The 25350-nt window shown below is 48.2% G+C and carries 21 protein-coding genes and 1 pseudogene; 6 read left to right on the forward strand and 16 right to left on the reverse strand.

What is annotated here, in order from left to right; translation table 11 throughout:
* Positions 1-52: 52 nt before the first annotated feature.
* Positions 53-3435, reverse strand: a pseudogene (gene ileS, locus GLV81_RS15605) (isoleucine--tRNA ligase); the annotation flags it as partial.
* A 172-nt stretch (positions 3436-3607) separates the two neighbouring features.
* On the reverse strand, positions 3608-3814 hold the full coding sequence (locus GLV81_RS15610) for a hypothetical protein (RefSeq protein WP_157479700.1): 207 nt from the start codon (positions 3812-3814) through the stop codon (positions 3608-3610).
* Positions 3815-4052: 238 nt separating this feature from the next.
* Here GLV81_RS15610 and GLV81_RS15615 point away from each other — a divergent pair, with 238 nt between their 5' ends.
* Positions 4053-4841 carry a GNAT family N-acetyltransferase gene (locus tag GLV81_RS15615; RefSeq protein WP_157479701.1) on the forward strand — a complete coding sequence of 263 codons (789 nt, stop codon included), beginning with the start codon at positions 4053-4055 and terminating at the stop codon, positions 4839-4841.
* A gap of 101 nt (positions 4842-4942) precedes the next feature.
* On the opposite strand, the gene gyrB is transcribed toward GLV81_RS15615, so the two are convergent.
* Positions 4943-6925 (reverse strand): DNA topoisomerase (ATP-hydrolyzing) subunit B, encoded by a 1983-nt coding sequence (gene gyrB, locus GLV81_RS15620; RefSeq protein WP_157479702.1) that lies wholly within the window; start codon positions 6923-6925, stop codon positions 4943-4945.
* A gap of 377 nt (positions 6926-7302) precedes the next feature.
* On the opposite strand from gyrB, the gene GLV81_RS15625 reads away from it, so the two are divergent.
* Positions 7303-8247: a helix-turn-helix domain-containing protein gene (locus tag GLV81_RS15625; protein ID WP_157479703.1), complete on the forward strand. Its 945-nt coding sequence runs from the start codon at positions 7303-7305 to the stop codon at positions 8245-8247.
* Positions 8248-8356: 109 nt separating this feature from the next.
* The gene (locus tag GLV81_RS15630; protein ID WP_197428542.1) at positions 8357-10588 is read left to right on the forward strand and encodes a TonB-dependent receptor; all 2232 of its coding nucleotides are present in this window, start codon (positions 8357-8359) and stop codon (positions 10586-10588) included.
* A 76-nt stretch (positions 10589-10664) separates the two neighbouring features.
* Here GLV81_RS15630 and hemL read toward each other — a convergent pair whose 3' ends face one another.
* From hemL to hemA, 9 genes are all read right to left on the reverse strand, one after another.
* The gene (hemL, locus tag GLV81_RS15635) at positions 10665-11942 is read right to left on the reverse strand and encodes a glutamate-1-semialdehyde 2,1-aminomutase (protein ID WP_157479704.1); all 1278 of its coding nucleotides are present in this window, start codon (positions 11940-11942) and stop codon (positions 10665-10667) included.
* An 89-nt stretch (positions 11943-12031) separates the two neighbouring features.
* Positions 12032-13009, reverse strand: a complete 978-nt coding sequence (gene hemB, locus GLV81_RS15640; protein ID WP_157479705.1) for a porphobilinogen synthase — start codon at positions 13007-13009, stop codon at positions 12032-12034.
* A gap of 81 nt (positions 13010-13090) precedes the next feature.
* A complete protein-coding gene (hemF, locus tag GLV81_RS15645) occupies positions 13091-14056 on the reverse strand; it encodes an oxygen-dependent coproporphyrinogen oxidase (RefSeq protein ID WP_157479706.1) in 966 nt (321 codons plus the stop codon).
* Between the two features lie 228 nt (positions 14057-14284).
* Entirely contained in the window at positions 14285-14779 is a 495-nt protein-coding gene (locus tag GLV81_RS20650; RefSeq protein WP_246186058.1) for a uroporphyrinogen decarboxylase family protein, read from the reverse strand.
* Positions 14697-15311, reverse strand: coding sequence for a uroporphyrinogen decarboxylase family protein (locus tag GLV81_RS20655; protein ID WP_246186059.1), 615 nt, complete (start codon positions 15309-15311; stop codon positions 14697-14699). The genes GLV81_RS20650 and GLV81_RS20655 overlap by 83 nt, the downstream gene beginning before the upstream one ends.
* Positions 15312-15328: 17 nt before the next feature.
* Positions 15329-16048, reverse strand: a complete 720-nt coding sequence (locus GLV81_RS15655) for a uroporphyrinogen-III synthase (protein WP_157479707.1) — start codon at positions 16046-16048, stop codon at positions 15329-15331.
* Positions 16049-16615, reverse strand: coding sequence for a hypothetical protein (locus GLV81_RS21380; RefSeq protein ID WP_281350709.1), 567 nt, complete (start codon positions 16613-16615; stop codon positions 16049-16051).
* The gene (locus GLV81_RS21385) at positions 16600-16953 is read right to left on the reverse strand and encodes a hypothetical protein (RefSeq protein ID WP_281350710.1); all 354 of its coding nucleotides are present in this window, start codon (positions 16951-16953) and stop codon (positions 16600-16602) included. The genes GLV81_RS21380 and GLV81_RS21385 overlap by 16 nt, the downstream gene beginning before the upstream one ends.
* Entirely contained in the window at positions 16950-18197 is a 1248-nt protein-coding gene (gene hemA, locus GLV81_RS15665) for a glutamyl-tRNA reductase (protein ID WP_157479708.1), read from the reverse strand. The genes GLV81_RS21385 and hemA overlap by 4 nt, the downstream gene beginning before the upstream one ends.
* 203 nt (positions 18198-18400) lie before the next feature.
* Between hemA and hemH the strand changes: the two genes are divergently transcribed.
* Entirely contained in the window at positions 18401-19423 is a 1023-nt protein-coding gene (hemH, locus tag GLV81_RS15670) for a ferrochelatase (RefSeq protein WP_246186060.1), read from the forward strand.
* A 195-nt stretch (positions 19424-19618) separates the two neighbouring features.
* Positions 19619-20146 carry a CopD family protein gene (locus GLV81_RS15675; RefSeq protein WP_157479709.1) on the forward strand — a complete coding sequence of 176 codons (528 nt, stop codon included), beginning with the start codon at positions 19619-19621 and terminating at the stop codon, positions 20144-20146.
* A gap of 29 nt (positions 20147-20175) precedes the next feature.
* Here the strand turns inward: GLV81_RS15675 and GLV81_RS15680 are convergent, their stop codons facing one another.
* Together GLV81_RS15680 and GLV81_RS20670 are read right to left on the reverse strand one after the other, a co-directional pair.
* Positions 20176-21162 carry a radical SAM protein gene (locus GLV81_RS15680; RefSeq protein ID WP_246186061.1) on the reverse strand — a complete coding sequence of 329 codons (987 nt, stop codon included), beginning with the start codon at positions 21160-21162 and terminating at the stop codon, positions 20176-20178.
* The gene (locus tag GLV81_RS20670) at positions 21114-21548 is read right to left on the reverse strand and encodes an oxygen-independent coproporphyrinogen III oxidase (protein WP_246186062.1); all 435 of its coding nucleotides are present in this window, start codon (positions 21546-21548) and stop codon (positions 21114-21116) included. The genes GLV81_RS15680 and GLV81_RS20670 overlap by 49 nt, the downstream gene beginning before the upstream one ends.
* Positions 21549-21930: 382 nt before the next feature.
* Between GLV81_RS20670 and GLV81_RS15685 the strand changes: the two genes are divergently transcribed.
* Positions 21931-23064 carry a PepSY-associated TM helix domain-containing protein gene (locus GLV81_RS15685; protein WP_157479710.1) on the forward strand — a complete coding sequence of 378 codons (1134 nt, stop codon included), beginning with the start codon at positions 21931-21933 and terminating at the stop codon, positions 23062-23064.
* Between the two features lie 93 nt (positions 23065-23157).
* Here the strand turns inward: GLV81_RS15685 and GLV81_RS15690 are convergent, their stop codons facing one another.
* Both GLV81_RS15690 and GLV81_RS15695 read right to left on the reverse strand, forming a co-directional pair.
* A complete protein-coding gene (locus GLV81_RS15690; RefSeq protein ID WP_157479711.1) occupies positions 23158-24051 on the reverse strand; it encodes an ABC transporter permease in 894 nt (297 codons plus the stop codon).
* Positions 24052-24138: 87 nt separating this feature from the next.
* Positions 24139-25041 (reverse strand): ABC transporter ATP-binding protein, encoded by a 903-nt coding sequence (locus GLV81_RS15695; RefSeq protein WP_157479712.1) that lies wholly within the window; start codon positions 25039-25041, stop codon positions 24139-24141.
* Between the last annotated feature and the right edge of the window lie 309 nt (positions 25042-25350).

Raw genomic sequence — 25350 nt, forward strand, 5'->3', positions numbered from 1 at the left:
CTTTTTGGCGGGAGCTGCCTTGGTTGCTTTTTTGGTGGTAGCCATCGTTATAACTCCTTTTTGAAACTTTCAGGGTCAATTGATAATCATTCACTTCCACTGATACGCCATCTGTTAGTGCAGGCACATAACTCAGCGAATCTGCCAAAATTTCGGCGCAAATATAGGATTTGAACCTATCGAAAGAATCCACAATATTTTCAGGTCCAGCGTATTGCACGTCAATCCGGTCGGTCAGTTCAAAGTTGCTCTCCTTGCGAATGTTCTGAATCCGGTTCACCAACTCCCTCGCATCTCCCTCTTGTTTCAGTTCATCGGTCAGGGTAATATCCAGCGCCACGGTAAGGCTGCCCTTGCTGGCCACACTCCATCCGGGGATGTCATCGGCGCTAATATCCACCTCATTTACTAAAATGCTGATGTTTTGTCCATTAACATCCAGTTCTACAGAACCGTTTCTTTCCAGATCGGCAATTTGCTGTTGGCTAAATGCAGTGAGTGCAATGCCAACGGCCTTCATATTGGGGCCCAGTTTTTTACCCAGCAGGGCAAAATTGGGCTTGATTTTTTTGTTGATGAAGCCTTCCGTTTCGGTGAGATAGTCTACTTCTTTCACGTTTACCTCGGCTTTCAGCAGGTCTTCCACTTTTTCCAGCTGTGCCTTCATGTCGGGGTTCAGCACCGGAATCAGCACTTTTGCAGCGGCTGACGCACTTTGATGTTTACTTTTTTGCGAATGCTCAGTACCAGGCTGGTGGCATCCTGCGCCAGTTGCATGCGTTCTTCCAACGCTGCATCTATAACAGATTCGGTGGCTTTGGGGAATGCTACATGGTGAATGCTTTCGGCAGTAAAACGACCCGTTACCGCATTGAGCTGGCGGAAAACCGCATCGCTGAAGAAGGGTGAAATGGGCGCCATCAGGCGAACCAGCGTTTCCAGACATTCGTATAAAGTTTGATAGGCGCTGATTTTGTCATCGCTGTAATCGCCCTTCCAGAAACGGCGACGGCAGAGGCGTACGTACCAGTTACTCAGGTGCTCATCCAAAAACTCCTCCATCAAACGGCCGGCCTGCGTAGGCTCGTAGTCGTCCATGGCTTCGTTTACTTTTTTCACCAGCGTATTGAGGCTGCTCAAAATCCAACGGTCAATTTCGGGACGATCTGCCACGGGGATGTACGCCTCTTTGAAAGCAAAACCATCCACATTGGCATAAAGCACAAAAAACTGGTAGGTATTGTACAGGGTGCCAAAAAACTTGCGCTGCACTTCCTGAATACCGGCCAGGTCAAACTTCAGGTTGTCCCATGGGCTGGCATTGGTTACGAGGTACCAGCGGGTAGCATCGGCGCCGTAGGTTTCAATGGTTTTGAACGGATCCACCACGTTGCCGAGGCGCTTGCTCATTTTGTTGCCGTTCTTGTCAAGCACCAAACCATTGGAAACAACGGTTTTGTATGCCCGGCCATCTACCTGTTCGGTAGGCAAGCCAGCGGCTTTCAGTTCCGCTTCAATATCTTCTTTTACCAAACTGCCAATGGCATGCAGGGTGTAAAACCAGCCACGGGTTTGGTCTACGCCTTCGGCAATAAAGCTGGCGGGATAGCTTTTGGCGAAGATTTCTTTGTTTTCAAAAGGGAAATGCCACTGGGCATAAGGCATGGCGCCGCTATCAAACCACACGTCGATGAGGTCGGCCACCCGCTTCATGGGTTTGCCCGAGGGGCTTTTCAAAATGATATCGTCTACCTGCGGCTTGTGCAAATCTGTAATGTCCTGAATGGGACTATCAGGATGCAGGTTGGCTTTAAGATCGGCCACGCTGCCAATGCACAGCTCTTCGCTGCCATCTTCGGTACGCCAAATGGGCAGCGGTGTACCCCAGTAGCGGCTGCGGCTCAGGTTCCAGTCCACCATGTTTTCCAGCCAGTTGCCAAAGCGACCGGTACCAGTACTTTCGGGCTTCCAGCGGATGGTTTTATTCAGCTCCACCATGCGGTCTTTCAGCGCTGTGGTGCGGATGAACCACGCATCCAGCGGATAGTACAAAATGGGCTTATCTGTACGCCAGCAATGGGGGTAGTTGTGTTCGTATTTCTCTACTTTGAAGGCCCGGTTTTCGAGCTTCAGTTTTACGGAGATGTCTACGTTTACATCTACATAATCTTTTTCGTCTTTGTAGTTTTTTACATAGCGGCCGCTAAACTCACCGAGGCCATCTACAAACTTGCCTTCGCGGTCTACCATGGTAAGGATGCCGATGTTGTGCTTTTTGCCCACCTTGTAGTCATCGGCACCAAAGGCTGGTGCAGTGTGCACAATACCGGTACCGTCTTCGGTAGTTACAAAGTCGCCCACCAACACTTTGAACGGATCGGCATCGGGGGTAATCTTCTTGATTTCTTCGAGGCTGTTGGCTTCGTAGGGTAAGAGCTGCTCGTAGTGGCAACCTTCGAGCTGGCTGCCTTTGAAGCTGCTTACCACGGCCCAGGGGGCACCTTCTTTTACCTGCTCGCCGGCAGCAATTTTGGCTTCGTAAGCTGCAAAATCGCCGTTTTCATTTTCTGCCTTCAGGTATTTGTGTACGAGTGCCTTGGCCATCACCACATTTACCGGCAGGTGAGTATAGGGGTTGAAGGTTTTCACCAATACATAGTCAATATTGGGGCCTACGGTCAAACCGAGGTTGCTGGGCAAAGTCCACGGAGTGGTCGTCCAGGCCATAAAAAACACTTCGGCACCATGGACGGCATCGTGTAAAAAGCGGCTCTTGTCATTTTGCACCGCCCGGAACATGACGGTGGCGCTGGTGTCTTTTACATCTTTATAGGTACCAGGCTGGTTGAGCTCATGGCTGCTGAGGCCGGTGCCGGCAGCAGGACTGTACGGTTGAATACTCACACTTTGGTAGAGCAAACCACGATCGTACATTTTTTTGAGCAGCCACCACAGGCTTTCGATGTAGTCATTTTTGAAGGTGATGTACGGATCGTTGAGGTCTACCCAATAACCCATTTTGCGGGTGATATCGTCCCACTTGTCTTTGAAGCGGAGCACCGCCTCGCGGCATTTCTGGTTGTATTCGGCTACGGTTATTTTTTTACCGATGTCTTCTTTGGTAATGCCCAGTTCTTTTTCTACCCCCAGCTCTACGGGCAGGCCATGGGTATCCCAGCCGCCCTTGCGGTGTACCTGGTAGCCCTGCATGGTTTTGTAGCGGCACACCAAATCTTTAATGGTACGGCTGATAACGTGGTGAATGCCGGGCATGCCGTTGGCACTGGGCGGGCCTTCGTAAAACACAAATGGCTCGGCGCCTTCACGAAGCAGCACACTTTTTTCAAAGGCTTGTTCGGCAGCCCATTTGGCTAAAATTTCCTGTTCTATGGCGGGCAGGTTCAACCCTGCAAACTCTTGATAACGTACAGACATGGTACAAATTGGCTAAAATGGCTGCAAAGGTAAGGATACCCCACAAGGGAGCGATGCTGAAATATGAGCGTTTTGCAGCGGATGCATGGGGCACAAAAAAGGAAGGCTATTCCTGTACGGAAAGAACCTTCCTTTTCAAATGGCAAAGCAATGCTGAGCTTAGCAGCAACAATTAAAAACCTTTGGTAGCAACACCGTCTTTGATGGCTTGCAATGCTTTGGCTTCATTGAGCAGCGCCGTCATTTTATTGCCCTTGCCATCATGTCCCTGAGCCATATAACCGCCTTTAGCAGTTTTAGTAATTACGGCATCCTGCATGGGTACATTTTTTTCTTTTGTCTTCAGGCAGTAGGCCGTCAGCATTTTTGATTTGTCCATAGTAACCTGTTTTTAAGTAGAATAATGATTTAAAGGAAGTGGATTTGAGGCAACAATCAAAAGCCGGGCCATATTTAGTTGATAAAATGTGAGCATTCGAAGAACTGATTGGGTGCATTGGTTCTTAACACTTTGTCAAATTAAGCTAAATAATGGCCCGATTTGGCTAAGTGAGCCAGCCTGTTTGACGTTCATCACACACACTGCTTTACCTTTCGCTTTCATCTCCTCCCTTTCGATGTACCCTGCTACAAAACCAACCACCATTCGTCCGTTAGTGCCCGAAGACTGCCAGCAACTCGGCGTTTTTATACGCCAGTATTCCGGTGGTTTACAGCAGTTTAACCATGTGTTTTTGCTGCACCATGCTGCCTCGGTTTGGATGGCCTTTCATTCCGATCAGCAGCAACTATTGGGTGTGATCATTAGTTGGCAATCGCCTTCTAAACACAGTACTGCCGTGGTGGAATCAATAGTGCTGCACCCAGAAGCGCACCGCCAATCAGTGGCCACAGCACTGCTGGAAACGGCTATTCATTACTGGCAACAGCAATGTATCCGACAGCTTACCGCACCTGCATTTCCGCACAACCACTGGCTGGCAGAGGTATTTGCACAAGCTGGTTTTAATGAACGCATTACCACACCAGTACCTTCTATCAGCAAAACCCTGCAACCGGTGCACATTTGCCTTCACAACAAGCGGATGCGCCCCCGCATCAACAGCGCCAACGGGCAGGTAGATGAAGCTACGCTGTTTGAGTATTTTCAGGATGGAGATTTTGTATGGGGCACGTATAGCGGCGGCGTAATAGAACGTGGTGTATTGGTAGGCAAAATGAACGCTAAACGCAACATTCATTTTCATTACATGCAAATTGATAAAGACGGACAAATGGGTCAGGGCCATTCAAAATCTTCAACAGAGTTTTTGAAAAATGGCCGCATTGCTTTGTACGAAGACTGGCAATGGAGTGGCAACCGCACCGGCAGCGGTACGGCTATTATTGAGGAAGTAGATGAGTAATTCATCAATAGAATACACACAAAAAAACGCTGACTTGTAAGGTCAGCGTTTTATGATATTGCATCGAGCTTTCAGCTTTTCGCCTTCAGCCCCAAACCTTCTTACACATCAATCTTGGCGTACTTGGCGTGGCTTTCGATGAATTCGCGGCGGGGCGCCACTTCATCGCCCATAAGCATGCTGAACACACGGTCTGCCTCGGCAGCACTCTCAATCGTTACCTGCTTCAGCGTCCGGTTTTCGGGGTTCATGGTGGTGTCCCGCAGCTGGTCGGCGTTCATTTCACCCAAACCCTTATAGCGCTGTACTACTATGCCGCTTTCGCTACCGCCACCCAGTTTTTCGATGAGGGCTTTACGCTGCTCTTCATTCCAGGCATACTCCTGGTTTTTGCCTTTTTTCACCAAGTACAATGGCGGTTGCGCAATGTATACGTAACCATTTTCCACCATCTCCTTCATGTAGCGGAAAATGAAGGTGAGAATCAATGTGGCAATGTGGCTACCATCCACGTCGGCATCGGTCATGATGATGAGCTTGTGGTAGCGGAGCTTGCTGAGGTCCAATGCCTTTGGGTCTTCGGGAGTGCCAATTTTTACGCCGAGGGCCGTAAACATGTTGCGGATTTCCTCGTTGTCGTAAATCTTGTGCTCCATGGCTTTTTCCACGTTCAGGATTTTACCCCGCAGTGGCAAAATGGCCTGGAAGCTTCGGTCGCGGCCCTGCTTGGCAGTACCACCGGCCGAGTCACCTTCCACCAGGTAGAGCTCACATTTGGTCGGATCTTTTTCTGAGCAGTCGGCTAGTTTGCCAGGCAATCCGCCACCGCTCAGGCCGCTTTTACGCTGCACCATTTCACGGGCTTTGCGGGCTGCGGCACGGGCTTGTGCGGCCAATATTACTTTCTGAATTATGGTCTTGGCCTCTTTGGGGTTTTCTTCCAAAAAGTTTTGCAATGCCGCACTCAGCGTAGTTTGTACTGTACCGGCCACATCGCTGTTGCCCAGCTTGGTTTTGGTTTGACCTTCAAACTGTGGCTCGGGCACTTTTACGCTAATCACGGCACTCAGACCTTCGCGGAAGTCATCACCTTCAATTTCCACCTTGGCTTTTTCAAACATGCCTTCCTTATCGCCGTAGGTTTTAAACACACGGGTAATGGCCTGGCGGAAACCAGTGACATGCGTACCGCCTTCAATGGTGTTGATATTGTTGACGTAGCTGAAAATGTGTTCGCTGTAGCTGCTGTTGTAGTTCATGGCTACTTCTACCGCTACATTGGTGGCTTCGTCTCTGCCTTCGCAGAAGATAGGCGTAGGAATGAGGTTGTTGCGGTTGGCCGTATTATCAAGCATTTGCACAAACTCCACAATACCACCTTCGCTGTAAAACTCAGCCTCATAAGGTTCGTTGGTATCTTCTACAATTTCACGAAGGTCGGTAAGTGTAATGCGGATACCCCGGTTGAGGTAAGCCAACTCACGGAGACGGCCCTGCAGAATTTCTTTGTTGTAAATGCCGGAAGTGAAGATGCTGAGGTCGGGCCAAAACTGCACCCGGGTACCGGTAACCTCACTAACGCCTATTTCACGAACAGCATACTGTGGTACACCTATGCGGTACTCCTGCTCAAATATTTTTCCTTCCCGCTGAACGGTTACATGCAGCTTGGTACTAAGGGCGTTTACGCAACTCACACCCACACCGTGCAAACCGCCCGATACCTTGTAGGTGTTTTTATCAAACTTACCACCGGCATGCAGCACGGTCATTACCACTTCCAGGGCACTCCGCTTTTCTTTGGTGTGCATGGCGGTAGGGATACCCCGGCCATCATCCTGAACGCTGATGCTATTGTCTTCGTGAATGGTAACCTGAATGTTTTTGCAATAGCCGGCCAACGCTTCGTCAATGGAGTTGTCGACAACTTCGTACACCAGGTGGTGCAGGCCTTTTACACCTACATCGCCAATGTACATCGCAGGGCGCTTACGCACTGCTTCCAAACCTTCCAGTACCTGAATACTATCGGCGCCGTAACCAGCGGGTTGCTGCGGCTCTAATTCCTGATTTTCTGTGCTCATAGAGGATACGTTCATCCGTGTTTAAATCGGAGAATGGATTTGTTTTCGGGCAACTGTGCAGGTGCCCTCCATGTATTGTCTCCCGATAGCTATCGGGACAGTTCAACTGCAGTGCAAATCCATACTCATCCGAAGGCGGGCAAATGTAACGAAAGGAGGGCAGGCAGCCAATGCAGGCAGGGGCTCAATAGGGCCAACTTTTCCCCAATTTTACCCCTGTAATGCCGTCATTTTACGTCCTAAAAAATCTCAACTGTCCATTTCTTCAAAACACCAGGGCAACCATTTGCAAAAAGAGCTTGTTAAGCCTTTGTAAGAATCCTGTCAGGAATGGCAGATGTTTGTACATACAATCATTTTTGAATTAATTTCGCTGCATGCAGGAATCATTGTCCATTTTGGCCGAGGCCGTACAACGCGACCTCATGGTCGATCAGTTGCGGCTGGTAGCCCGTCAGGAAAAAAGCATCCCCAACTCGGTGGAGTACGACATGCGTCGGTTTATGCGCATGCCCGGCTGGCAGGTAGATGATATTGGCATGATGGAATACACTTACGTAAGCCAGGGCAGCCCCCAAAATGCATTGGAACTCAAATTTTGCGTATCGGGCAAAGCCTATTGCGATAGCGACGAATGCGAACCCGGTACCACCTGTTCCAAAACCGGTTTGGAAAACTGCAGCGAAGAAGTAGAAACCGTAGACATTTATTCTTTCCGGTTTACCAGCACTTACCTGCACCAGTTTGCCAGCACCAAGGCAGCCGTAAGCGAAGCCGAACGCTACCTGAGTTTTGAGCACGACCAAACCATTTCGCACATCATTCCGCTGTGCAACAAGAACCGCATGATTTTGGCGAGCCTGTTTAACCACAAATACAGCGGAGCACTCGAGAATATTTACCTCAACAGCCAGATTCAGTTTTTGCTGGTGTACAGCATGGACTGCCTGTTTGGCGAAGGCGACCGCGACAAAGTGTACCAGTGTAAGTTTTTGGAAGATGAACGTGGCCGCAATGCTATTGCTCAGGCAAGAGAAATTTTGCTGCAGCACATTGGCGACCCCATCACCATTAAAGAACTGGCCCGCAAAGTGGCGACCAACGAGTGCTACCTGAAGAAGGGTTTCAAAGAAATGTTTGGCACCACCATATTCGACTTTTACCAAAGCCAGCGCATGGAGCATGCCAAATACCTGCTGTACGACAAAGGCCTGAGTGTAACCGATGTAAGCGCCTTACTGGGCTACTCCTCTATCTCGCATTTTAGTACCGCGTTTAAAAAGCACACAGGTATTAAGCCTTGCGACTTACTCGTTCGGTAATTTTTTGCTGACTTCTACGACTATTCAACTCCCGGAATCCAAGATTCCGGGAGTTTTTATTTGCCCGTATGCCGTTCTTTTTTATTTTTATCAAAACATATATTTAGCCTTGTCTAAAAATATATTCCATACAGCACTCCTCGCCTGCCTCATAACCACACTTGGCAATGCACAAACCACGCTGCACATTGTAGATGCCCAAAACCAGCAACCGTTGGCGGGTGCTACGGCCAGCCACGGTAGCACCAGAGTGGTAGCCAACAATGGTGGTTACATTCCATTGCCAGCAGGCACCCATGCCTGGCTGATTACAGCAGTTGGCTATCAATCTCAAAAGGTTACAGCTACATCAGCTAATGACACCATTCCTGTATACCTGCTGGCAACCAGCAACGCCCTGCAGGATGTGGTAGTGAGTGGTACGCTCAAACCCATGCGCCGGTTGGACAGTCCCATTCCTGTAGAAAGTTTTTCGCAAAGCTTTTTGAAGCAAAATCCTACTCCGTCATTGTTTGAAGCCATGACCATGGTGAATGGTATTCAGCCACAGCTCACCTGCAATGTGTGCAACACCGGCGACATCCGCATCAACGGCATGGAAGGCCCCTATACCATGGTGCTGATAGATGGCATGCCCATTGTGAGCAGCCTGAGCACCGTGTATGGTTTGAGTGGTATTCCCAACAGCATCATCAAACGGATAGAAGTGGTAAAAGGCCCGGCCAGTACGCTATACGGCAGCGAAGCCGTGGGCGGGCTCATCAATATCATAACAAAAGACCCGCTCAGCAGCAGCCGTTTTGCTGTTGACATAAATGCCAGCACGTTGGGCGAATACAGCGTTGACCTATCAACCAAAATCACAAGCAAAAAAGCAACCGGATTACTGGCAGCGAATGGCTTTTTCTTCAATCGCCAGCACGATATCAACCGAGATAATTTCACCGATGTAACCCTGCAAAACAGGTTCTCTCTTTTTACCAAATGGGATATTGAAAGACGACAGGATTTACCCGCCAGCGTAGCACTTCGGCTGCTGACGGAAAGACGCTGGGGTGGTGAACTGCAATGGCAACGCAAGTTCTTGGGGGGTGATAGTGTGTATGGTGAAAGCATTGACACCAGAAGAGTTGAACTCATTGGAAACTATGGCATCCGCAAAGACTTACTGCTGGAATACAGCTACAATTTTCATTTCCAGAATAGCTACTATGGCACCACCTGGTACAAAGGGCAACAGCACACGGCTTTTGCCCAACTCCGCTGGAGCAAAACCATGGGCAAGCATCAACTATTGGCGGGTATACCGCTCAGGTATTTATGGTACGACGACAATACGCCTGCCACAGCCAAGCTAAATGCCAATGCCCCCAGCAAACAACTCATGACTGCCCTTTACTTGCAAGACGAATGGACTGCAAGAAAAAATGTCACTTTACTCACTGGCATTCGGGTTGAACATTCCAATATACAAGGTGCAGTGGTGGCGCCGAGGTTCGCTGTAAAATGGCAGCCTGCAGCGCATCATACCATTCGACTGAGTGCAGGTAACGGATTCAGAGTGGTGAATCTGTTTACTGAAGATCATGCGGCTCTCAGCGGCTTTCGAGAAATCGTGATTCAAAACGATTTGAAACCAGAGCAAAGCTGGAATGCCAACCTAAACTATAGTGGAGATGTACATACAGCAGCAGGGATTTTTGGTTGGGACGCGTCGTTGTTTTACACTTGGTTTACCAATAAAATCATCCCCAATTACGACAGCGATCCGCAGAAAATTATTTATGACAATTTAGATGGCTATGCTGTGAGCAAGGGCGTGAACACACAACTTACCTGGACCATGACCGACGGCTTACGAGCCATGGTTGGTGCAACTTACATGGATGTTTACGCTGTTGAAAATGACGTGAAAACACTACAGCAATATGCGCCCCGTTGGAGTGGCAATTATTCACTGAATTTTCCCATCCGCAAAGCAGGCATAACAATCGACCTGACTGGTAAATGGACAGGCTCTATGCGGTTGCCGGTGGTGCCCAATGATTTTCGGCCAGCCATGAGCCCGTCGTACAATTTGCTGAATGCACAACTCACTAAAAAATGGCCTGGAGGAATTGAAACTTACCTGGCAGTAAAAAACATGTTCAACTTTATACCTGCCAATCCCATTTTACACCCCGACGATCCGTTTGACCGCCGTGGTGGTTTGTACTGGAATGCGAATGGCACGCCAAATGCTGTTACGAATCCCAATGGCTACAGCTTCGATCCGAGTTATAACTACGCACCCATGCAAGGCACCAAATGGTTGCTGGGTTTTCGTTTGAACATGCAGTAAATAACGCTTGCACATTGCTGAAAAGAAAAAGCACCAGCTATTGCCGATGCCCTTCTTTAGCTGTAATCATCACGACTCACGATACAAAAGCATTGGTGGCTTGTATAGTTTTATCAAGGTCTTCATAGCTCAGCGCATTGTTCAAAAACCAGCTCTCGTAAGCACTGGGCGGCAGGTAAATGCCGCTGCGGAGCATATGGTGAAAATACGTTTTAAACTGTTCGATGTTACAAGCTGCCGCAGTAGAAAAATCCACAACAGCATGTTTGCCGAAATGAACACTAATCATACTGCCCAAACGGTTGATGGAATATTCAACATTGGAAGCACTCAACACCTCATCCAAACCCTTGTGCAAATAAGCTGTCTTCTCTTCTAATTGCGCAAAGATTTCCGGCTTTGCTTTTAGCTCATTGAGCAATGTAAATCCGGCAATCATGGCCACAGGATTACCGCTCAAAGTACCAGCCTGATAAACATTGCCCAGCGGTGCGATGCATTCCATAATGGCTCTTTTACCACCAAAGGCACCCACCGGCATGCCTGCGCCAATCACTTTGCCATAGGTAACGAGGTCTGCATTGATGCCTAGCTTTTCCTGTGCACCACCCGGTGCCAGTCGGAAGCCGGTCATTACTTCATCAAAAATGAATACAATGCCTTCTGCATCGCACAAACTGCGGATGCCTTCGAGGAAACCCGGCTGTGGTAATATGCAACCCATGTTACCTGCCACCGGTTCTACGATGATGGCGGCTACTTCTCCTTTGTTGGCTTCTACCAATTGCTGCACTGCTGCTAAATCGTTGTAGGCACAGGTCAATGTATCGGCACTTACACCAGCAGTTACACCGGGCACGGTTTGTATATTGAACGTAGCAACACCACTACCGGCTTTCACCAAAAAGCTATCAGCATGGCCGTGGTAGCAACCTTCAAACTTGATGATTTTGTTGCGGCCGGTGTAGCCACGAGCCAGCCGAATGGCACTCATACAAGCTTCGGTACCGCTGCTTACCATGCGAATCAAATCGACATTGGGCACCATGCTTTTGATGAGTTCTGCCATTTCAATTTCCAACTCGGTGGGTGCCCCATAAGAAGTGGAGTCGTATACTTTTTCCCGGATGGCTTCCACAATGGGCTCATACGCATGCCCCAAAATCATAGGCCCCCAAGAGGCGATATAATCAATGTATTGATTACCGTCTTCATCATAAAGGTAAGCGCCTTTTGCTTTTTTGATAAACAACGGTGTACCGCCCACTTGCTTAAATGCCCGTACGGGAGAATTAACGCCACCGGGAATAGATTGCTGGGCTCTGCTAAATAGTTGTTGACTTCTTGAATACATGGTATATTATTTTAACCACTATGACACAAAGGAAGCACGAAGGTCACAAGGAAATTTTCTTTGTGTTCCTTGTGGAAGCTCTCTGTGTCTTAGTGGTTGATTAATCTTACTGCGTCTTTTGCAAAGTAGGTCGCTATCAAATCGGCGCCGGCTCTCTTGATTGACGTAAGCACTTCCAGAATGGCTTTGTCTTCATTGATCCAGCCCATTTTTGCAGCGGCTTTAATCATGGCGTATTCACCGCTGATGTTGTAAGCACTCACAGGTACATCGCTGATGTTTTTTACTTCGCGGATGATATCAAGATAGCTCAAAGCAGGTTTTACCATCACTATATCGGCACCTTCTTCTATGTCCATCATGACTTCCTTTACAGCCTCTGTACGATTGGCATAATCCATCTGATACGTCTTCTTATCACCAAAGCCGGGGGCACTATCCAATGCATCGCGGAAGGGGCCGTAAAAGCAGGAAGCATACTTCGCACTGTACGCCATGATGCCTGTTTTGGTAAAATTATTTTCTTCCAAAGCCAGCCGGATGGCTTCAATGCGGCCATCCATCATATCGCTGGGTGCCACCATATCGGCGCCGGCCTGTGCATGGCTCACACTCATTTGCGCCAGCACTTCTACTGTGGCATCATTGACGATTTCACCATTCTCCACAATACCATCGTGACCAAAAGAACTAAAAGGATCGAGGGCTACGTCAGTCATTACATACATGTCCGGACAAGCTTCTTTCACCGTACGAATACTACGCTGCATCAATCCATTTGGGTTAATGGCTTCAGTGCCTTTGTTGTCTTTCAGCTCATCGGCACATTTAATGAACAACAACACACTTTTCAAGCCCATCGCCCACAACTCTTTCACTTCTTTCGCCAGGTTATCGAGGCTTAGGCGATAGTAGTTGGGCATAGAAGCGATTTCTTCTTTTACACCCGTGCCTTCCACTACAAACAACGGCACTATGAAATCATTAGGCGTTAGCATGGTTTCGGCCACCATGCTGCGAATGGCTGGCGACTGGCGAAGAATGCGGTTGCGTCTGGTAAGTATCATAACAGAGAATTAATCAATGAGTGAATAGGTCAATAAGTGAATGTATAACTCAAATGAACAGCTGTAGGAGTACTTAGATGATTAGCAGGTATTGGATTGTTGCGCCCAATCGTTGCGTTCATCATCCGACAGGTAATGCACCCAATCAATGGGCTGCAGACAAGCCTTCAAAAGCGCATCTTCTGCACTACCTGCAGCGGGCTGATAGTTGTATTCGAAGCGTACGGTTGGCGGCAGGCTCATAAGAATGCTTTCTGTACGGCCATTGGTTTTTAAGCCAAACAACGTACCTCGGTCATGCACCAAATTGAACTCTACATAGCGGCCACGCCGAATTTCCTGCCAATACTTTTGCTCTGGCGTAAATGCAAGTGCTTTATGCTTGGATACAATGGGCAAATACGCATCCAGAAATGCGTAACCGCATTTGCTGGCGAGTGTTAACCAGGTGTCCACGGTATAGCCGTCTGTAGCTCTTTTGTGGTCATAAAAAATACCGCCAATGCCACGCCGTTCATTACCCCGGTGGGTATTTACAAAGTAGTTGTCGCAGGTAGTTTTAAACTCCGGATAAAAAGCTTTGTCTACCGCATCGCAAGCCTGTTTGAATGTTTGGTGAAAATGACGGCAGCACTGCGCATCGATATAGTAAGGCGTTAAATCGGTTCCGCCACCAAACCAGCGGTCAATCACTTCACCTGCTGCATTGTACAATTCAAACATGCGGTAGTTGAAGTGTATAGTAGGCACCAACGGATTGAACGGATGAATGACGGAAGAAATACCTGCAGCAAACCAACGATCACCATTGATGTTGAGTTGCCGCTGCATCACCGGGGTTACTTCACCAAACACCACAGAAGTATTGACCCCGCCTTTCTCAAACACATTGCCATGAGCTATCACACGGGTTTTACCACCACCGCCTTCGGGGCGCTGCCACTCATCTTCTACAAAACGGGCTTTGCCGTCTTCCTGCTCCAATGCGGAGCAAAGATCATCTTGCAACTGATGAATGAATGCGATGAATTGTTCTTTTACGTCCATGTATTGATGAATTCGTTGTAACCACAGAGGAATGAGAGGTATGCACAGAGGAGCACAGTGTGTGTTTGCTTATAGTTTTATTTTTTTCGCATTGAGGAAAGGAGGACACAGAGGGAATTGCCTTCGGAAATCATTGATGTTTTGCTTTTCAAGCCCCCTAGCCCCCTGAAGGGGGAAAGGGTAATTCAACGTTTTCCTTTTTTCCTATTCTCTAATTAACCAATTAACTTATTCTCCGTACTCCTTCACTGCATCCACAAATGCCTTGGCATGATCTACCGGCACATCGGGTGTAATACCGTGGCCAAGGTTGGCGATGTAGTGCTGTGTACCAAACGCATCAATCATTTGCTTCACCCGCTGCTTGATTTGCGGAATGGGTGCCAGCAAATAGGCCGGATCAAAATTGCCTTGTAAGGTAATGCTACTGTTGGTGAGTGCCCGTGCAGTAGCTGCATCGATACACCAATCGATTCCAATGCCTGATGCACCACTTGCCGCCAGTGCAGGCAATGCATACCAGCTGCCTTTGGGAAACAAAATAACCGGTGCATGTGGCTGTAAAGCCTGTGCAATCTGCACCAGATAAGGTTGTGCAAAGGCTTCAAAATCCTGCTTGCTGAGCGAACCGCTCCAGCTATCAAAAACTTGTACCACATCGGCGCCTGCAGCCACTTGTGCTTTCAGGTAAGCGATGGTGATGTCCGTAATTTTTTGCAGCAATGCATGTGCCAGCTGTGGTTGCGTAAAAGCAAAACTTCTTGGCTTTCTCCCATGTTTTGCTGCCCTTTCCTTCTACCATGTAGCACAAAATGGTAAACGGTGCACCGGCAAAACCTATGAGTGGTACACGACCATTGAGTTGTTTCTTGGTGAGTGTCAGCGCCTGCATTACATAGCCCAGACTTTCTTCCACATTTTCTGTAATCAACGCATCAATATCTGCTTGTGATTTGATGGTGTTGGGCAATGAAGGTCCCTTACCTTCTTCCATCAATACTTCTACGCCCATGGCCTGTGGTATCACCAAAATATCGGAGAAAATAATGGCGGCATCTGTACCTACAATATCAATAGGCTGTAACGTGATTTCAGCAGCCAGCTCCGGCGTTTGTACACGGGTAAAGAAATCATACTTCGCTTTCAGGGCGAGGTACTCGGGCAAATAACGGCCCGCCTGACGCATCATCCACACAGGTGGGCGTTTGAGTTTTTCTCCTTTCAATGCCCGCAACAACAAATCGTTTTGTAACATGCTTTTGTTTTATCGCTTTATTCAACCGGTTTTTGCGAAGCCGCATACCAGTTGAGAAATGTTTCAATCATCGCTTCCTTACCCGCCTCATTGGCTACAACAATATTGCTGTAGCCAGCAGTTTGTAACGCTTGTGCAGTGGTACTGCCAATAGCAAACAACGCTGCTGTGTGCGGCACCGAGTTCACCGCAAAAAAACTGCGTACAGCACTCGGGCTAAAAAACAATACCGCATCATAGGGCTTGTTCATTTGCACCGGCACTTCATGGGTATGATACACTACCAACTCTTGCAGCGGCACTCCATGCTGCTGCAAATAATCCGGCAGCTCATGCCGGCGGATATTGCTGCAAAAAAATACGGCTCCATCCTTTGCAGGCAAGGCTACAATATGCTTTGCCAAATCCAATGCATCGCTGCCCGTAGCTACAACCGTGCTGTTGGCAAAATGCTGTTGCACCAACTGCAAAGTGGTTTGTCCAATGCAGGCAATCTGCCATACGGGTTGTAGCCATTGCAGCATGGGAGCTACCGCTTCTACCGCATTCATGCTGGTAAAAATGACGAGCCGTTGCTGCGCAGCTAATGCCTGTACTTGCTGGGTGAGTGATGCATCTAGCACGGCTATTGTGCGTATGCATTCCGCCACATCTACACTTACTCCCGCTTGCTGCAAGGCAGCCACGCTGGCAGCATCGAGTGGGCGGGTACTCAATAAGGCAAATGGCTGACTCATTTATTTATTGAATTTTTCAATGAAAGCACCACCACCATTGGCCAGCAGTTTTTCTGCAGCAATATGGCCGGCATCTTCCAGTTCATCCAAACCAAACGTGCAGCTTACTTCCAGCAGGTCGCTGCCATCGGGCATGCATACATTGCCGGTAAAACTAACGTGGCTGTAGTTATGCTGCGCAAAAGCACTGATGGGAGTGGCACAACCACCCATCAGTCCACGCAAAAAATCTCTTTCTATTTTGGTACACACCGCGGTAAACTCATCGTTGATGAGTGCACAGGCATCGAGTATGCGGGCATCATCTTCGCGGCATACTACCATTACAGCACCTTGTGCCGGAGCTGGCAGCATCCAGTCGAGTACCAAATGATTTTGTGGCAACAAGCCAATGCGGTCCAATCCGGCACGGGCAAATATGGCGCCGCTCCAATCGCTTTCAGCAAGCTTGTCGAGGCGGGTTTGCATGTTGCCCCGCATGTTGTGAAACTGCGTATTCCGATACTTGTACAACCATTGTGCTTTGCGGCGGATGCTGCTGGTGCCAATGGTCATGGGCTGTTGCACATCCGAAAAAATGATGGCGCTTCTTTGTGCACCAATACATCTTCCGTGAAACCACGGGGCAACACTGCAGCCTGCACAATGCCCTGCGGCAATTGTGTGGGCACATCTTTCATGCTATGCACGGCAATGTCGATGCGTTTGTTGAGCAATGCTGCATCCAGCGTACGGGTAAACACACCTTGCACACCCATTTCGTACAGGGGTGTTACAAGGTCAATGTCGCCTTCGCTTTTTACCAATACCAATTCTGATGCATGGCCTTGTTGCAACAACGCAGCCTGCACCTGCTCGGCCTGCCACAAGGCAAGCTTGCTTTCGCGGGTTCCTATTTTTATCATGATGCTTCTACGCTGAGGGCCGGATGATTGAGAAACTGTTCGTAAGCTGCTATCACATGACAGCCCTTTTCCGATTTGTGTTTCAAATTTACCATCAGGTTGTTTACGGTTTGCTTGAGCAGTGCATCTACTTCCGGGTTGGCAGTTGTGGCCGCACCAGAAAATTCGCAACCCGTTTGCCGGGCCCATCCGGCAAGGTGCTGCTTCACCAACTTAATAGCAGGTGTATGCTTGTAGGTATGCAGCCATTCGTAAAACTCCTGTTCAAATTCGGCAATGATGGCTTCGGCCTTGGGCACTTCCATGTGGCGGCGGGCAATGGTTTGCTCTAGTATGGCAGAAATTTCATCCACGTTCGCCATTTCTATACCGTCAATTTTGGCCACGTCTTTGTGTACGTTGGCTGGCACACTCAGGTCTACAATCAGCCGTTGTTTGCCCGGCACAAAATGCTGTGGCAATACAATTGGTTCGGGTGCTGCCGTACTGGTAATGATCACATCAAATGCATTGAGCGACGCAGCCAGCTCATCGAAAGGCAAATAACCAGCTTGCAGTTGTGCGGCCAGTTCTTCCGATTTTTCGTTGGTGCGGTTGCAAATGTGCAATTGCAATTGTGGCAAATAATGCAGCAGGTTTTTGCACACATTGGTACCAAACTTTCCTGTACCAATTACCAGGGCTTTCATGGGCCATGGGTTTACTTTTTGCTGCAACCATTCGATGGCTGCAAAGCTTACCGACACCGTACCACTGCTTAGCAATGTGGTAGCCCGTATTTTTTTGGACGCCTGAAAAACAAAGTTCAACGTGCGGTCCATAATGGGACCAATCAAATCGGCGGCTCTTGCCATAGCAATGGCTTGCTTGAGCTGCCCCTGTATTTCGTAATCGCCGATAATTTGAGAATCGAGACCGGCCGCCACCCGAAACAGATGGTGCATGGCGTCTTTGCCTTGCTTAAAAAAACCGTGGTGAATAAACTCACCCACTGTGCCCTTGGTAAAACGGGTGAGCAAGGCGGCCAACTCATGCGGATGGTTGGCATAACCGTATATTTCGGTGCGGTTGCAGGTGCTTACAATAAACACACTTTTGAAGCCCGCCGTTTTTGCCGCAGCCAGTATCTGGCGGTTCATGTCCGCATCTACCGCAAACATTCCTCTCACCTCCGTATCTGCCTGGCGATACCCAATGGCCGCCACACAGAATCGATCCCGCATATGTTCTTCATTCAGCTTCATGGACGTTGCAAAGGTATTTGGCACGTGGTACGGCCGTGCGTTGGTTCTGTCACTTCATTGTCATATTACTGTGTCACATCATTGTCATTTTCAATGTGTAAACCAAACAACAGCAGTGAACCGTACATTTTGCTGTTGTTTTGCAGCCCCAACAAAATACGTGGTGACCTGTTGGTATGGATCAAACAATGTCAAAATCTGCCATGATGCATAAGAAAGGAATTGTACTGATGAACCTCGGTTCGCCCGACTCAACTGCCGTAAAAGATGTACGCCGTTACCTCAACGAATTTTTGATGGACGAACGGGTGATTGATATACCCAAACTCTTGCGGTTCTTATTGGTGAGAGGCATTATTTCTCCTTTCCGTGCACCCAAATCGGCCAAGGCTTACAAAAGCATTTGGTGGGAAGAAGGCTCGCCACTCATTGTACTCACACAACAATTGCAAGCAGCATTGCAACACGCAGTAACAGCTCCGGTAACCATTGCGATGCGCTATGGCAATCCGCATCCGAAAAAAGCTTACGATGAATTGCTGGCCAAAGTGCCCGAATTGGAAGAAGTGATTGTAGTGCCGCTGTATCCGCATTATGCCATGAGCAGCTATGAAACGGCCGTGGAGTATGCGAAGGAAATTCATGCTCAGGAAAACTATGCTTTCAAACTCACCATACTGCCACCGTATTACAAGCATGAATCGTACCTCGATGCCTTGGCCAGCAGCATTCAACCTTATTTGAATGAAGAATACGATCACATTTTGTTTAGCTACCACGGGGTACCTGAAAGACATATCCGCAAGGGTGACACCACGGGTTGTCATTGCCTCAAAGTGGACAATTGCTGCGAAGTGGATTCACCTGCTCATGCACAATGCTACCGCCACCAGTGTGTTACCACCACGCATTTGGTAGCGGGCATGCTGGGTATTCCAAAAGAAAAATACAGCTTCAGTTTTCAAAGCCGCTTGGGGCAAGATGAATGGCTGAAACCTTACACCGCCAAGCGTTTGGAAGAAATGCCGAAAGAAGGCATCAAGAAATTGTTGGTAGCATGCCCTGCCTTCGTGAGTGATTGTTTGGAAACACTGGAAGAAATAGCTGAAGAAGGCAAAGAAGAATTTATACATGCCGGTGGCGAAAGCTTCACCATGATTCCTTGTTTGAATGTGCATCCGAAATGGGTGGAAGCCATTGTGGACATGGTTGAAGAAGCAGTCTAATATTTTTGGTTTGGAGTTTAAAGTTTGTGGTTATTCGTTTTTGGTTAATGGTTCTTCATGCATGACGCTTTTGCTGTTTGCAAACAGCTTTTTCTCCAGAGATTAGGTTGCTGCATTTGAACTTTGGAACTTGTGAACACTGGAACTCGTAAACTTGCAAACCTACCAACCCGTCAACTTACCAACTTCACCCCCATGTACTTCTACATCAAAGCCATCCATATCATTTTTGTTGTAACCTGGTTTGCGGGGTTGTTTTACCTGCCGAGGCTGTTGGTGTATCTGGCAGAAGCACAGCAAAAAAATGAGCTGGAAAAAACCATTCTCACAGACCAGTTGCTACTCATGACCAAGCGACTGTGGTATGGCATTACCTGGCCATCCGCCATCCTCACCCTCATTTTTGGTGGCTGGATGTGGTACCTGTATCCCGCTACTCCTTCATGGCTCGTCATCAAGCTGATACTCGTGGTATTGCTGTATGTGTATCATGGTTCACTGCAAGCCATTGTGAGCAAGCATGCTAAAGGATTGTTTCCCTACACCGGGCAGCAAATGCGCATCTGGAATGAAGTGCCCACTTTGCTGCTGGTATCAGTAGTAATGCTGGTAGTGGTAAAAGAAAATATGAGCCTTGTATGGGGCCTCGTGGGTCTGTTGGCACTGATTGTGTTGCTCATGAGTGCCATCAAAATTTACAAAAACTTACGGCAGAAAAAATAGCTAATTGTTGCTGATATAAGCTGCAATTGCTACACCGCCTGACTAAACCGTTTGGCAGGTGCATCGGCCTGCTGGCGCAGCAAGTGCACATCAAAACAACGGGCAATGTTGCGGATGAAATTTCTGCCCGTAGCTGTGATCGTAATACCATTGGGTTGCCATTCAATCAAATCATCGGCCAGCAATGCTTGTAGAGCAGGTTTGCAATGTTCTTCCAACACATCGCTGAAAGCTGTGTCGAATTCCACTTTGCCTTTGCAGCATACATCGAGTATATATTTTCTGAACAATACATCTTCTTCGCTCAGTTCATAGCCTTTGAAAATAGGCAGTTCCCCTTTTTCTATACTCGCATAGTAATCGCCCAGTTGCTTGTGGTTTTGTGCAAAGGCGTGGCCGGCATCGCTAATGCTGCTAACGCCCAAGCCAATGAGCAAGCGGGTTTGCTGCGTGGTGTAGCCCATAAAATTGCGGTGCAGGCTACCGTCTTGCCAAGCCTTGTACAATGGGTCGTGGGGCAATGCGTAATGATCCATGCCGATGTCGGCATAGCCTGCTGCAGTCAGCATGTTGCGGCCTGCTAAATACAAGGCCATTTTTTCGTCAGCTGATGGCAGGTCTTGTTCGTTATACAAACGCTGCCCACGGCTGGTCCAAGGAACGTGTGCATAACTGTAAAATGCGATACGGTCAGGTCGCAATGCAATCACTTCCTCTACCGTATGTTGCAAACCCGCCAAATGTTGCTTGGGCAAGCCATACACCAAATCGAAATTGACGGAAGTAAAACCAATGCGTCTGGCTTCGGTGGTTGCCCGCACCACATTTTCCAACGGCTGTATGCGGTTGATGATGCGCTGCACGGTTTCATCCAAATCCTGCACCCCATAGCTGATACGCCGGAAACCGAGTGCATACAACATGGCAAGATGTTCAGTAGTGGTATTGTTGGGATGGCCTTCAATGCTCAGTTCTGCATCGGTATGCAGGGTAGCGCCTTGCAGCAAAAACTGCATGAGGCGTTGCAAATTTTCCGGCGAAAAAAAGTAGGTGTACCACCGCCCAAATGCAATTCCCGAATCACAGGTGCATCACCCAATTGTTGCTGATAGAGCCGCCATTCTTTTTCCAACGCTTTCAGATATACATCTTCCACGCTGTGGTTGGTGGTAATTTTTTTGTTGCAACCGCAGTACGTACACAAGCTTTCGCAAAAAGGCAAGTGAATGTAGAGGCTGATGCCTTCACGGTGATTGCTGGCAGCAAAGGTTTCGCGGCAGCGTTGCATCCACGCAGTAGCGGTAAAAGGTTCGTACCAATACGGCACCGTAGGATAACTGGTATAACGGGGCACCGGCTGATTGTAGCGGGCCACCAAAGCAGCAAAACCGTGAGACTTCATGCTGCAAAAGACGATAGAATGCTGCAGCAGAAACTGACTGGCATCATAATGAAGAGCTTACTACGTCACAAGTTTGTCAAAATTGAAAGGCATGCATTTCCTGTAGGCAGTTTTCCAATTCCGTAATCCGTTTTTCCCGATTGTCCATCATTCATTGGTTACTAGGCTGCTTTTTTGCAATGAAAAATCCGAACCCGATAGCGCCCTTTTTACACAAACAATTTCAATCGATGATGTATAGCCTACAAGTACAACTTTTTGAAGACCTGCCTTGGGTACACCGCCGTTCTCAGCGCTTATCAACGGGCGTCAGTCAATAAATCGTCATAAAACCATTACTTCGTAGCCATTCATTTTAATCCACTATTTCTATCCAATCCACATGAAAGTTTTCTTCCGCCGCATTCACCTGTATTTAAGTTTTGCCACCGGCCTGGTGGTGATGGTTGTATGCTTCACCGGTGCCGTGCTGGTGTTTGAAGAAGAGCTGCAACATGCTTTTCACAAAGACCGCTACTATGTACCTGTGCAAAGCAAAGCCATGAGCACCGATGCCATTATTGCCAGCTTTGAACAACAACTAGCAGGCAGCAAAGTGCAGCAGGTGAAATGGTTTGCCGGCGCCGACCGCAGCGTGGAAATCAGTTTTGTACAAAAGAAAAAGGAAGAGAAAAAGACCGGCGATGCCAACCCTGCCGCCGGCAACAATGAAGCCCGTAAAACAGCGTTTGTCAATCCATACACCGGCCAGTTGATTGAACTGTACAATTACCGCGACACGTTTTTCTATACCATGATGGCGCTGCACCGCTGGCTGCTGGGCGAAGATATTGGCAAAATGATTGTGGGTGTTTGTACCATCCTCTTTCTCGTTATTCTCATTACAGGCCTTATACTTTGGTGGCCTAAAACGCGGTTGCTCATTAAGCAACGTTTGTCTGTAAAATGGACGGCCGGTTTCAAACGCCTCAACCACGACTTCCATATTGTGTTTGGTTTTTACAGCCTCATCTTTTTGTTTGTGTTTGGCTTTACCGGTTTGGCCTGGTCGTTTGAGTGGTTCAACAAAGGCATTTACACTGTAACCAACAGTAGCATGGAACGCCCCAAGCCACCCAAAAGCGACAGCACTGTGCAACAACCACGCATTGGTGCAGAGCAGGCGTTGCAAACAGGCATGGCACAATTGAAAGATGCCGCTTACTACACCCTTGCATTGCCCAAAGATTCAACCGATGTGTTTACACTTACAGCACTCACTGCCGATGCACCGCACAATACTGCCAGCGATCAGTTGTTTATCGATCAATACAAAGGGCAGGTGATTAAAACCAATTTGTACAAAGACCGCAACCTTGGCCAGCGGGTACGCAGCACATTCAAACCTGTACATACAGGCGCCATCTTTGGCTGGCCGGGCAAAATCATTTCGGTCATTGTGTGCTTGTTTGGTGTGAGCTTCCCCATTACAGGTACCATTATGTGGTGGAACCGCACCCGCAAAAAACGGGCATAAATCAGCAGTCGTTACACATTCTCATTTTTGCTACAAATACAAAGGCCTGACAGTATTCACATACCGTCAGGCCTTTTTCCAATTGAAAAGCTATCAACTCAAAATATCTTTCTTTTTAAAGGCATATAGCGCCACGCCAAAAAACAAAACGATATGGCCAACAAGTACACCCATGGCCTGCATGAGTGCATTGATGCTGTACACCGAACCACGAATAGCTGCGCCGTTTTCATCCACCGCCATGTTGAACATACCCTTCCATGAAGTCATGTAACTGGTAAAGAGAAATGGATTGACTTTTGTAAACAATGGCAAATCCATGGTGCTGATGATGGTGCACACCAAAATGATGCTCATGGTGGTAACAATAGGGCCGATGCTGTTTTCGGCAAACACACTCAGCATGAATGACAAGGCTGCCACTGTAGCCAAAGCCGCATACGCAAAACCAAATGCTACAATGTATCGCCAGAACACATCATCACCATCGGCATCTACATAAAACTGAATGATGGCATAGCTTTTATTCACCAGCAAATCGCTGGTGCCAAACATGGCCATGCTTAAAAACAATGCAAGAATGGCCATCCACAACAGCAGGATGAATGTGTAAATCAATCCTGCGGAAAACTTGGCCAGCATGACTTCCGATCGGCTAATGGGCTTGGTGAGCAGCAATCGCAACGTACCAAGGTTAGCTTCGCCGGCTACCATATCACCAGTTACGAGTGCTACCAATAGCGGCACTTGTATGAGCAGCGTATTCAGCACCAAAAAGCACACGAAATAGCCATTGAGCACATTGCCATCTTGTATGGCAAACATGTCGTCCATGCCACTAAACATGAGCTTGAGCCAGGTTTGCCCGTCGGCTTTCAGGGCCAGTTGTATCAACCCTACAATAACTGCGATGGCTACAAAACCGATGTAGGTGCGGGGCTTGCGAAAAATTTTATAGAGCTCTATTTGTATCAGCGTAAATACCACGATCGTTGTTTTTCGTTTGTTGTTTTTTGTTTGTCGTTCGCTTCCTTGTCAACTCGTCAACATATAAACTTGTCAACCTGCAACTTGTCACTTCCCTGTCAGCGTCAAAAACAAACTCTCCAGCGAATGACGTTTGCTCAGGTTGTCGATGGCAATATCCATGGCCACCAGGTCTTTAGCCAAGGCCGGCACATCATCGGCATGCAGAGTAAACAGCAAGCTATCTGCTTCTTGCTTCATTCGAGCAGCCCATGCACTATGGCCAATTTTTTCCGCCGCATCTGCATCGTTGGTTTGCAGTTCTACCAAGGTATTTGCGGGGTCAAAGAGTTCGCTGGTGCTGCCTTCTATTACTTTCCGGCCCTTGTCAATGATGATCATCCTCGTAGCCACCTGTTCTATTTCGTTGAGCAGGTGGCTGCTCACAATCACTGTTTTCTGATGCTCTTTGCGCAGGTTAATAATCATGTGCCGCATTTCGGCAATGCCCTGCGGGTCGAGGCCGTTGGTAGGTTCATCTAAAATAATCAGTTGCGGGTCGTGCACCATGGCAATGGCAATGCCCAAACGTTGCTTCATGCCTTGGCTAAAGGTTTTTACCTTACTGTGGGCACGGGCCGCCAGCCCTACTTTGTCCAGTTGGTCCATCAGCAATTGGCGGGTAGGTTTGAGGCCACTCAGCCGGGCCATCATGTCCAGGTTGTCGTAAGCACTCAGGTATTTGTACAAATCGGGGCGTTCAATAATAGCACCTATCTGGCGCAGCACGTCTTTTTTATGCTCCGGCATGCGGTAGCCAAACATGTTTATTTCGCCGCCGCTGGGTTGTATCAGCCCCATCAGCATGCGGATGCTGGTACTTTTACCCGCTCCGTTTTGCCCCAAAAAACCATAGATATCTCCCTGCTGTACGGAAAATGACAGGCCATTGACGGCATGTACATCTTTAAACTGTTTGCTCAGGTTTTTTACTTCAATCAGTGTGCTCATAATTTTTTGCATCATCCGCAGATACGATGGTTTGATGCCAGCGCAACAGCAGTATTTTGTCTAACAAATTTGGCTGAAAGTAGTTGCCATTCTTCAAAAAAAAGCTATGCCTGAGCAAAGGGAAGCAACTCATTTACCAAATCAGCACTGGGGGCTGTGAGCCTCTGTACAAGCTTCAGCTACAGTCCGGGCTATTACAGGCTCCGCTCCCGATAGCTATCGGGACGTCGGGGCTTGCCTTTCATATCCCTGTCTGCCGACAGGCAGGCCGCAGCCCATCAGCAGTAGTACTTCTATCATCATTCACAC

Origin of the sequence: Phnomibacter ginsenosidimutans (genome assembly GCF_009740285.1) — a bacterium.
Classification (GTDB): Bacteria; Bacteroidota; Bacteroidia; order Chitinophagales; family Chitinophagaceae; genus Phnomibacter; species Phnomibacter ginsenosidimutans.

Excerpts from the sequence above, each read along its gene's own strand:
- GLV81_RS15610 (WP_157479700.1), bottom strand. The coding sequence starts at position 3,814 with ATGGACAAATCAAAAATGCTGACGGCCTACTGCCTGAAGACAAAAGAA.
- GLV81_RS15615 (WP_157479701.1), top strand. The coding sequence starts at position 4,053 with ATGTACCCTGCTACAAAACCAACCACCATTCGTCCGTTAGTGCCCGAA.
- gyrB (WP_157479702.1), bottom strand. The coding sequence starts at position 6,925 with ATGAGCACAGAAAATCAGGAATTAGAGCCGCAGCAACCCGCTGGTTAC.
- GLV81_RS15625 (WP_157479703.1), top strand. The coding sequence starts at position 7,303 with ATGCAGGAATCATTGTCCATTTTGGCCGAGGCCGTACAACGCGACCTC.
- hemL (WP_157479704.1), bottom strand. The coding sequence starts at position 11,942 with ATGTATTCAAGAAGTCAACAACTATTTAGCAGAGCCCAGCAATCTATT.
- hemB (WP_157479705.1), bottom strand. The coding sequence starts at position 13,009 with ATGATACTTACCAGACGCAACCGCATTCTTCGCCAGTCGCCAGCCATT.
- hemF (WP_157479706.1), bottom strand. The coding sequence starts at position 14,056 with ATGGACGTAAAAGAACAATTCATCGCATTCATTCATCAGTTGCAAGAT.
- GLV81_RS20655 (WP_246186059.1), bottom strand. The coding sequence starts at position 15,311 with ATGTTACAAAACGATTTGTTGTTGCGGGCATTGAAAGGAGAAAAACTC.
- GLV81_RS15655 (WP_157479707.1), bottom strand. The coding sequence starts at position 16,048 with ATGAGTCAGCCATTTGCCTTATTGAGTACCCGCCCACTCGATGCTGCC.
- GLV81_RS21385 (WP_281350710.1), bottom strand. The coding sequence starts at position 16,953 with ATGATAAAAATAGGAACCCGCGAAAGCAAGCTTGCCTTGTGGCAGGCC.
- hemA (WP_157479708.1), bottom strand. The coding sequence starts at position 18,197 with ATGAAGCTGAATGAAGAACATATGCGGGATCGATTCTGTGTGGCGGCC.
- hemH (WP_246186060.1), top strand. The coding sequence starts at position 18,401 with ATGATGCATAAGAAAGGAATTGTACTGATGAACCTCGGTTCGCCCGAC.
- GLV81_RS15675 (WP_157479709.1), top strand. The coding sequence starts at position 19,619 with ATGTACTTCTACATCAAAGCCATCCATATCATTTTTGTTGTAACCTGG.
- GLV81_RS15680 (WP_246186061.1), bottom strand. The coding sequence starts at position 21,162 with ATGCAGTTTTTGCTGCAAGGCGCTACCCTGCATACCGATGCAGAACTG.
- GLV81_RS20670 (WP_246186062.1), bottom strand. The coding sequence starts at position 21,548 with ATGAAGTCTCACGGTTTTGCTGCTTTGGTGGCCCGCTACAATCAGCCG.
- GLV81_RS15685 (WP_157479710.1), top strand. The coding sequence starts at position 21,931 with ATGAAAGTTTTCTTCCGCCGCATTCACCTGTATTTAAGTTTTGCCACC.
- GLV81_RS15695 (WP_157479712.1), bottom strand. The coding sequence starts at position 25,041 with ATGAGCACACTGATTGAAGTAAAAAACCTGAGCAAACAGTTTAAAGAT.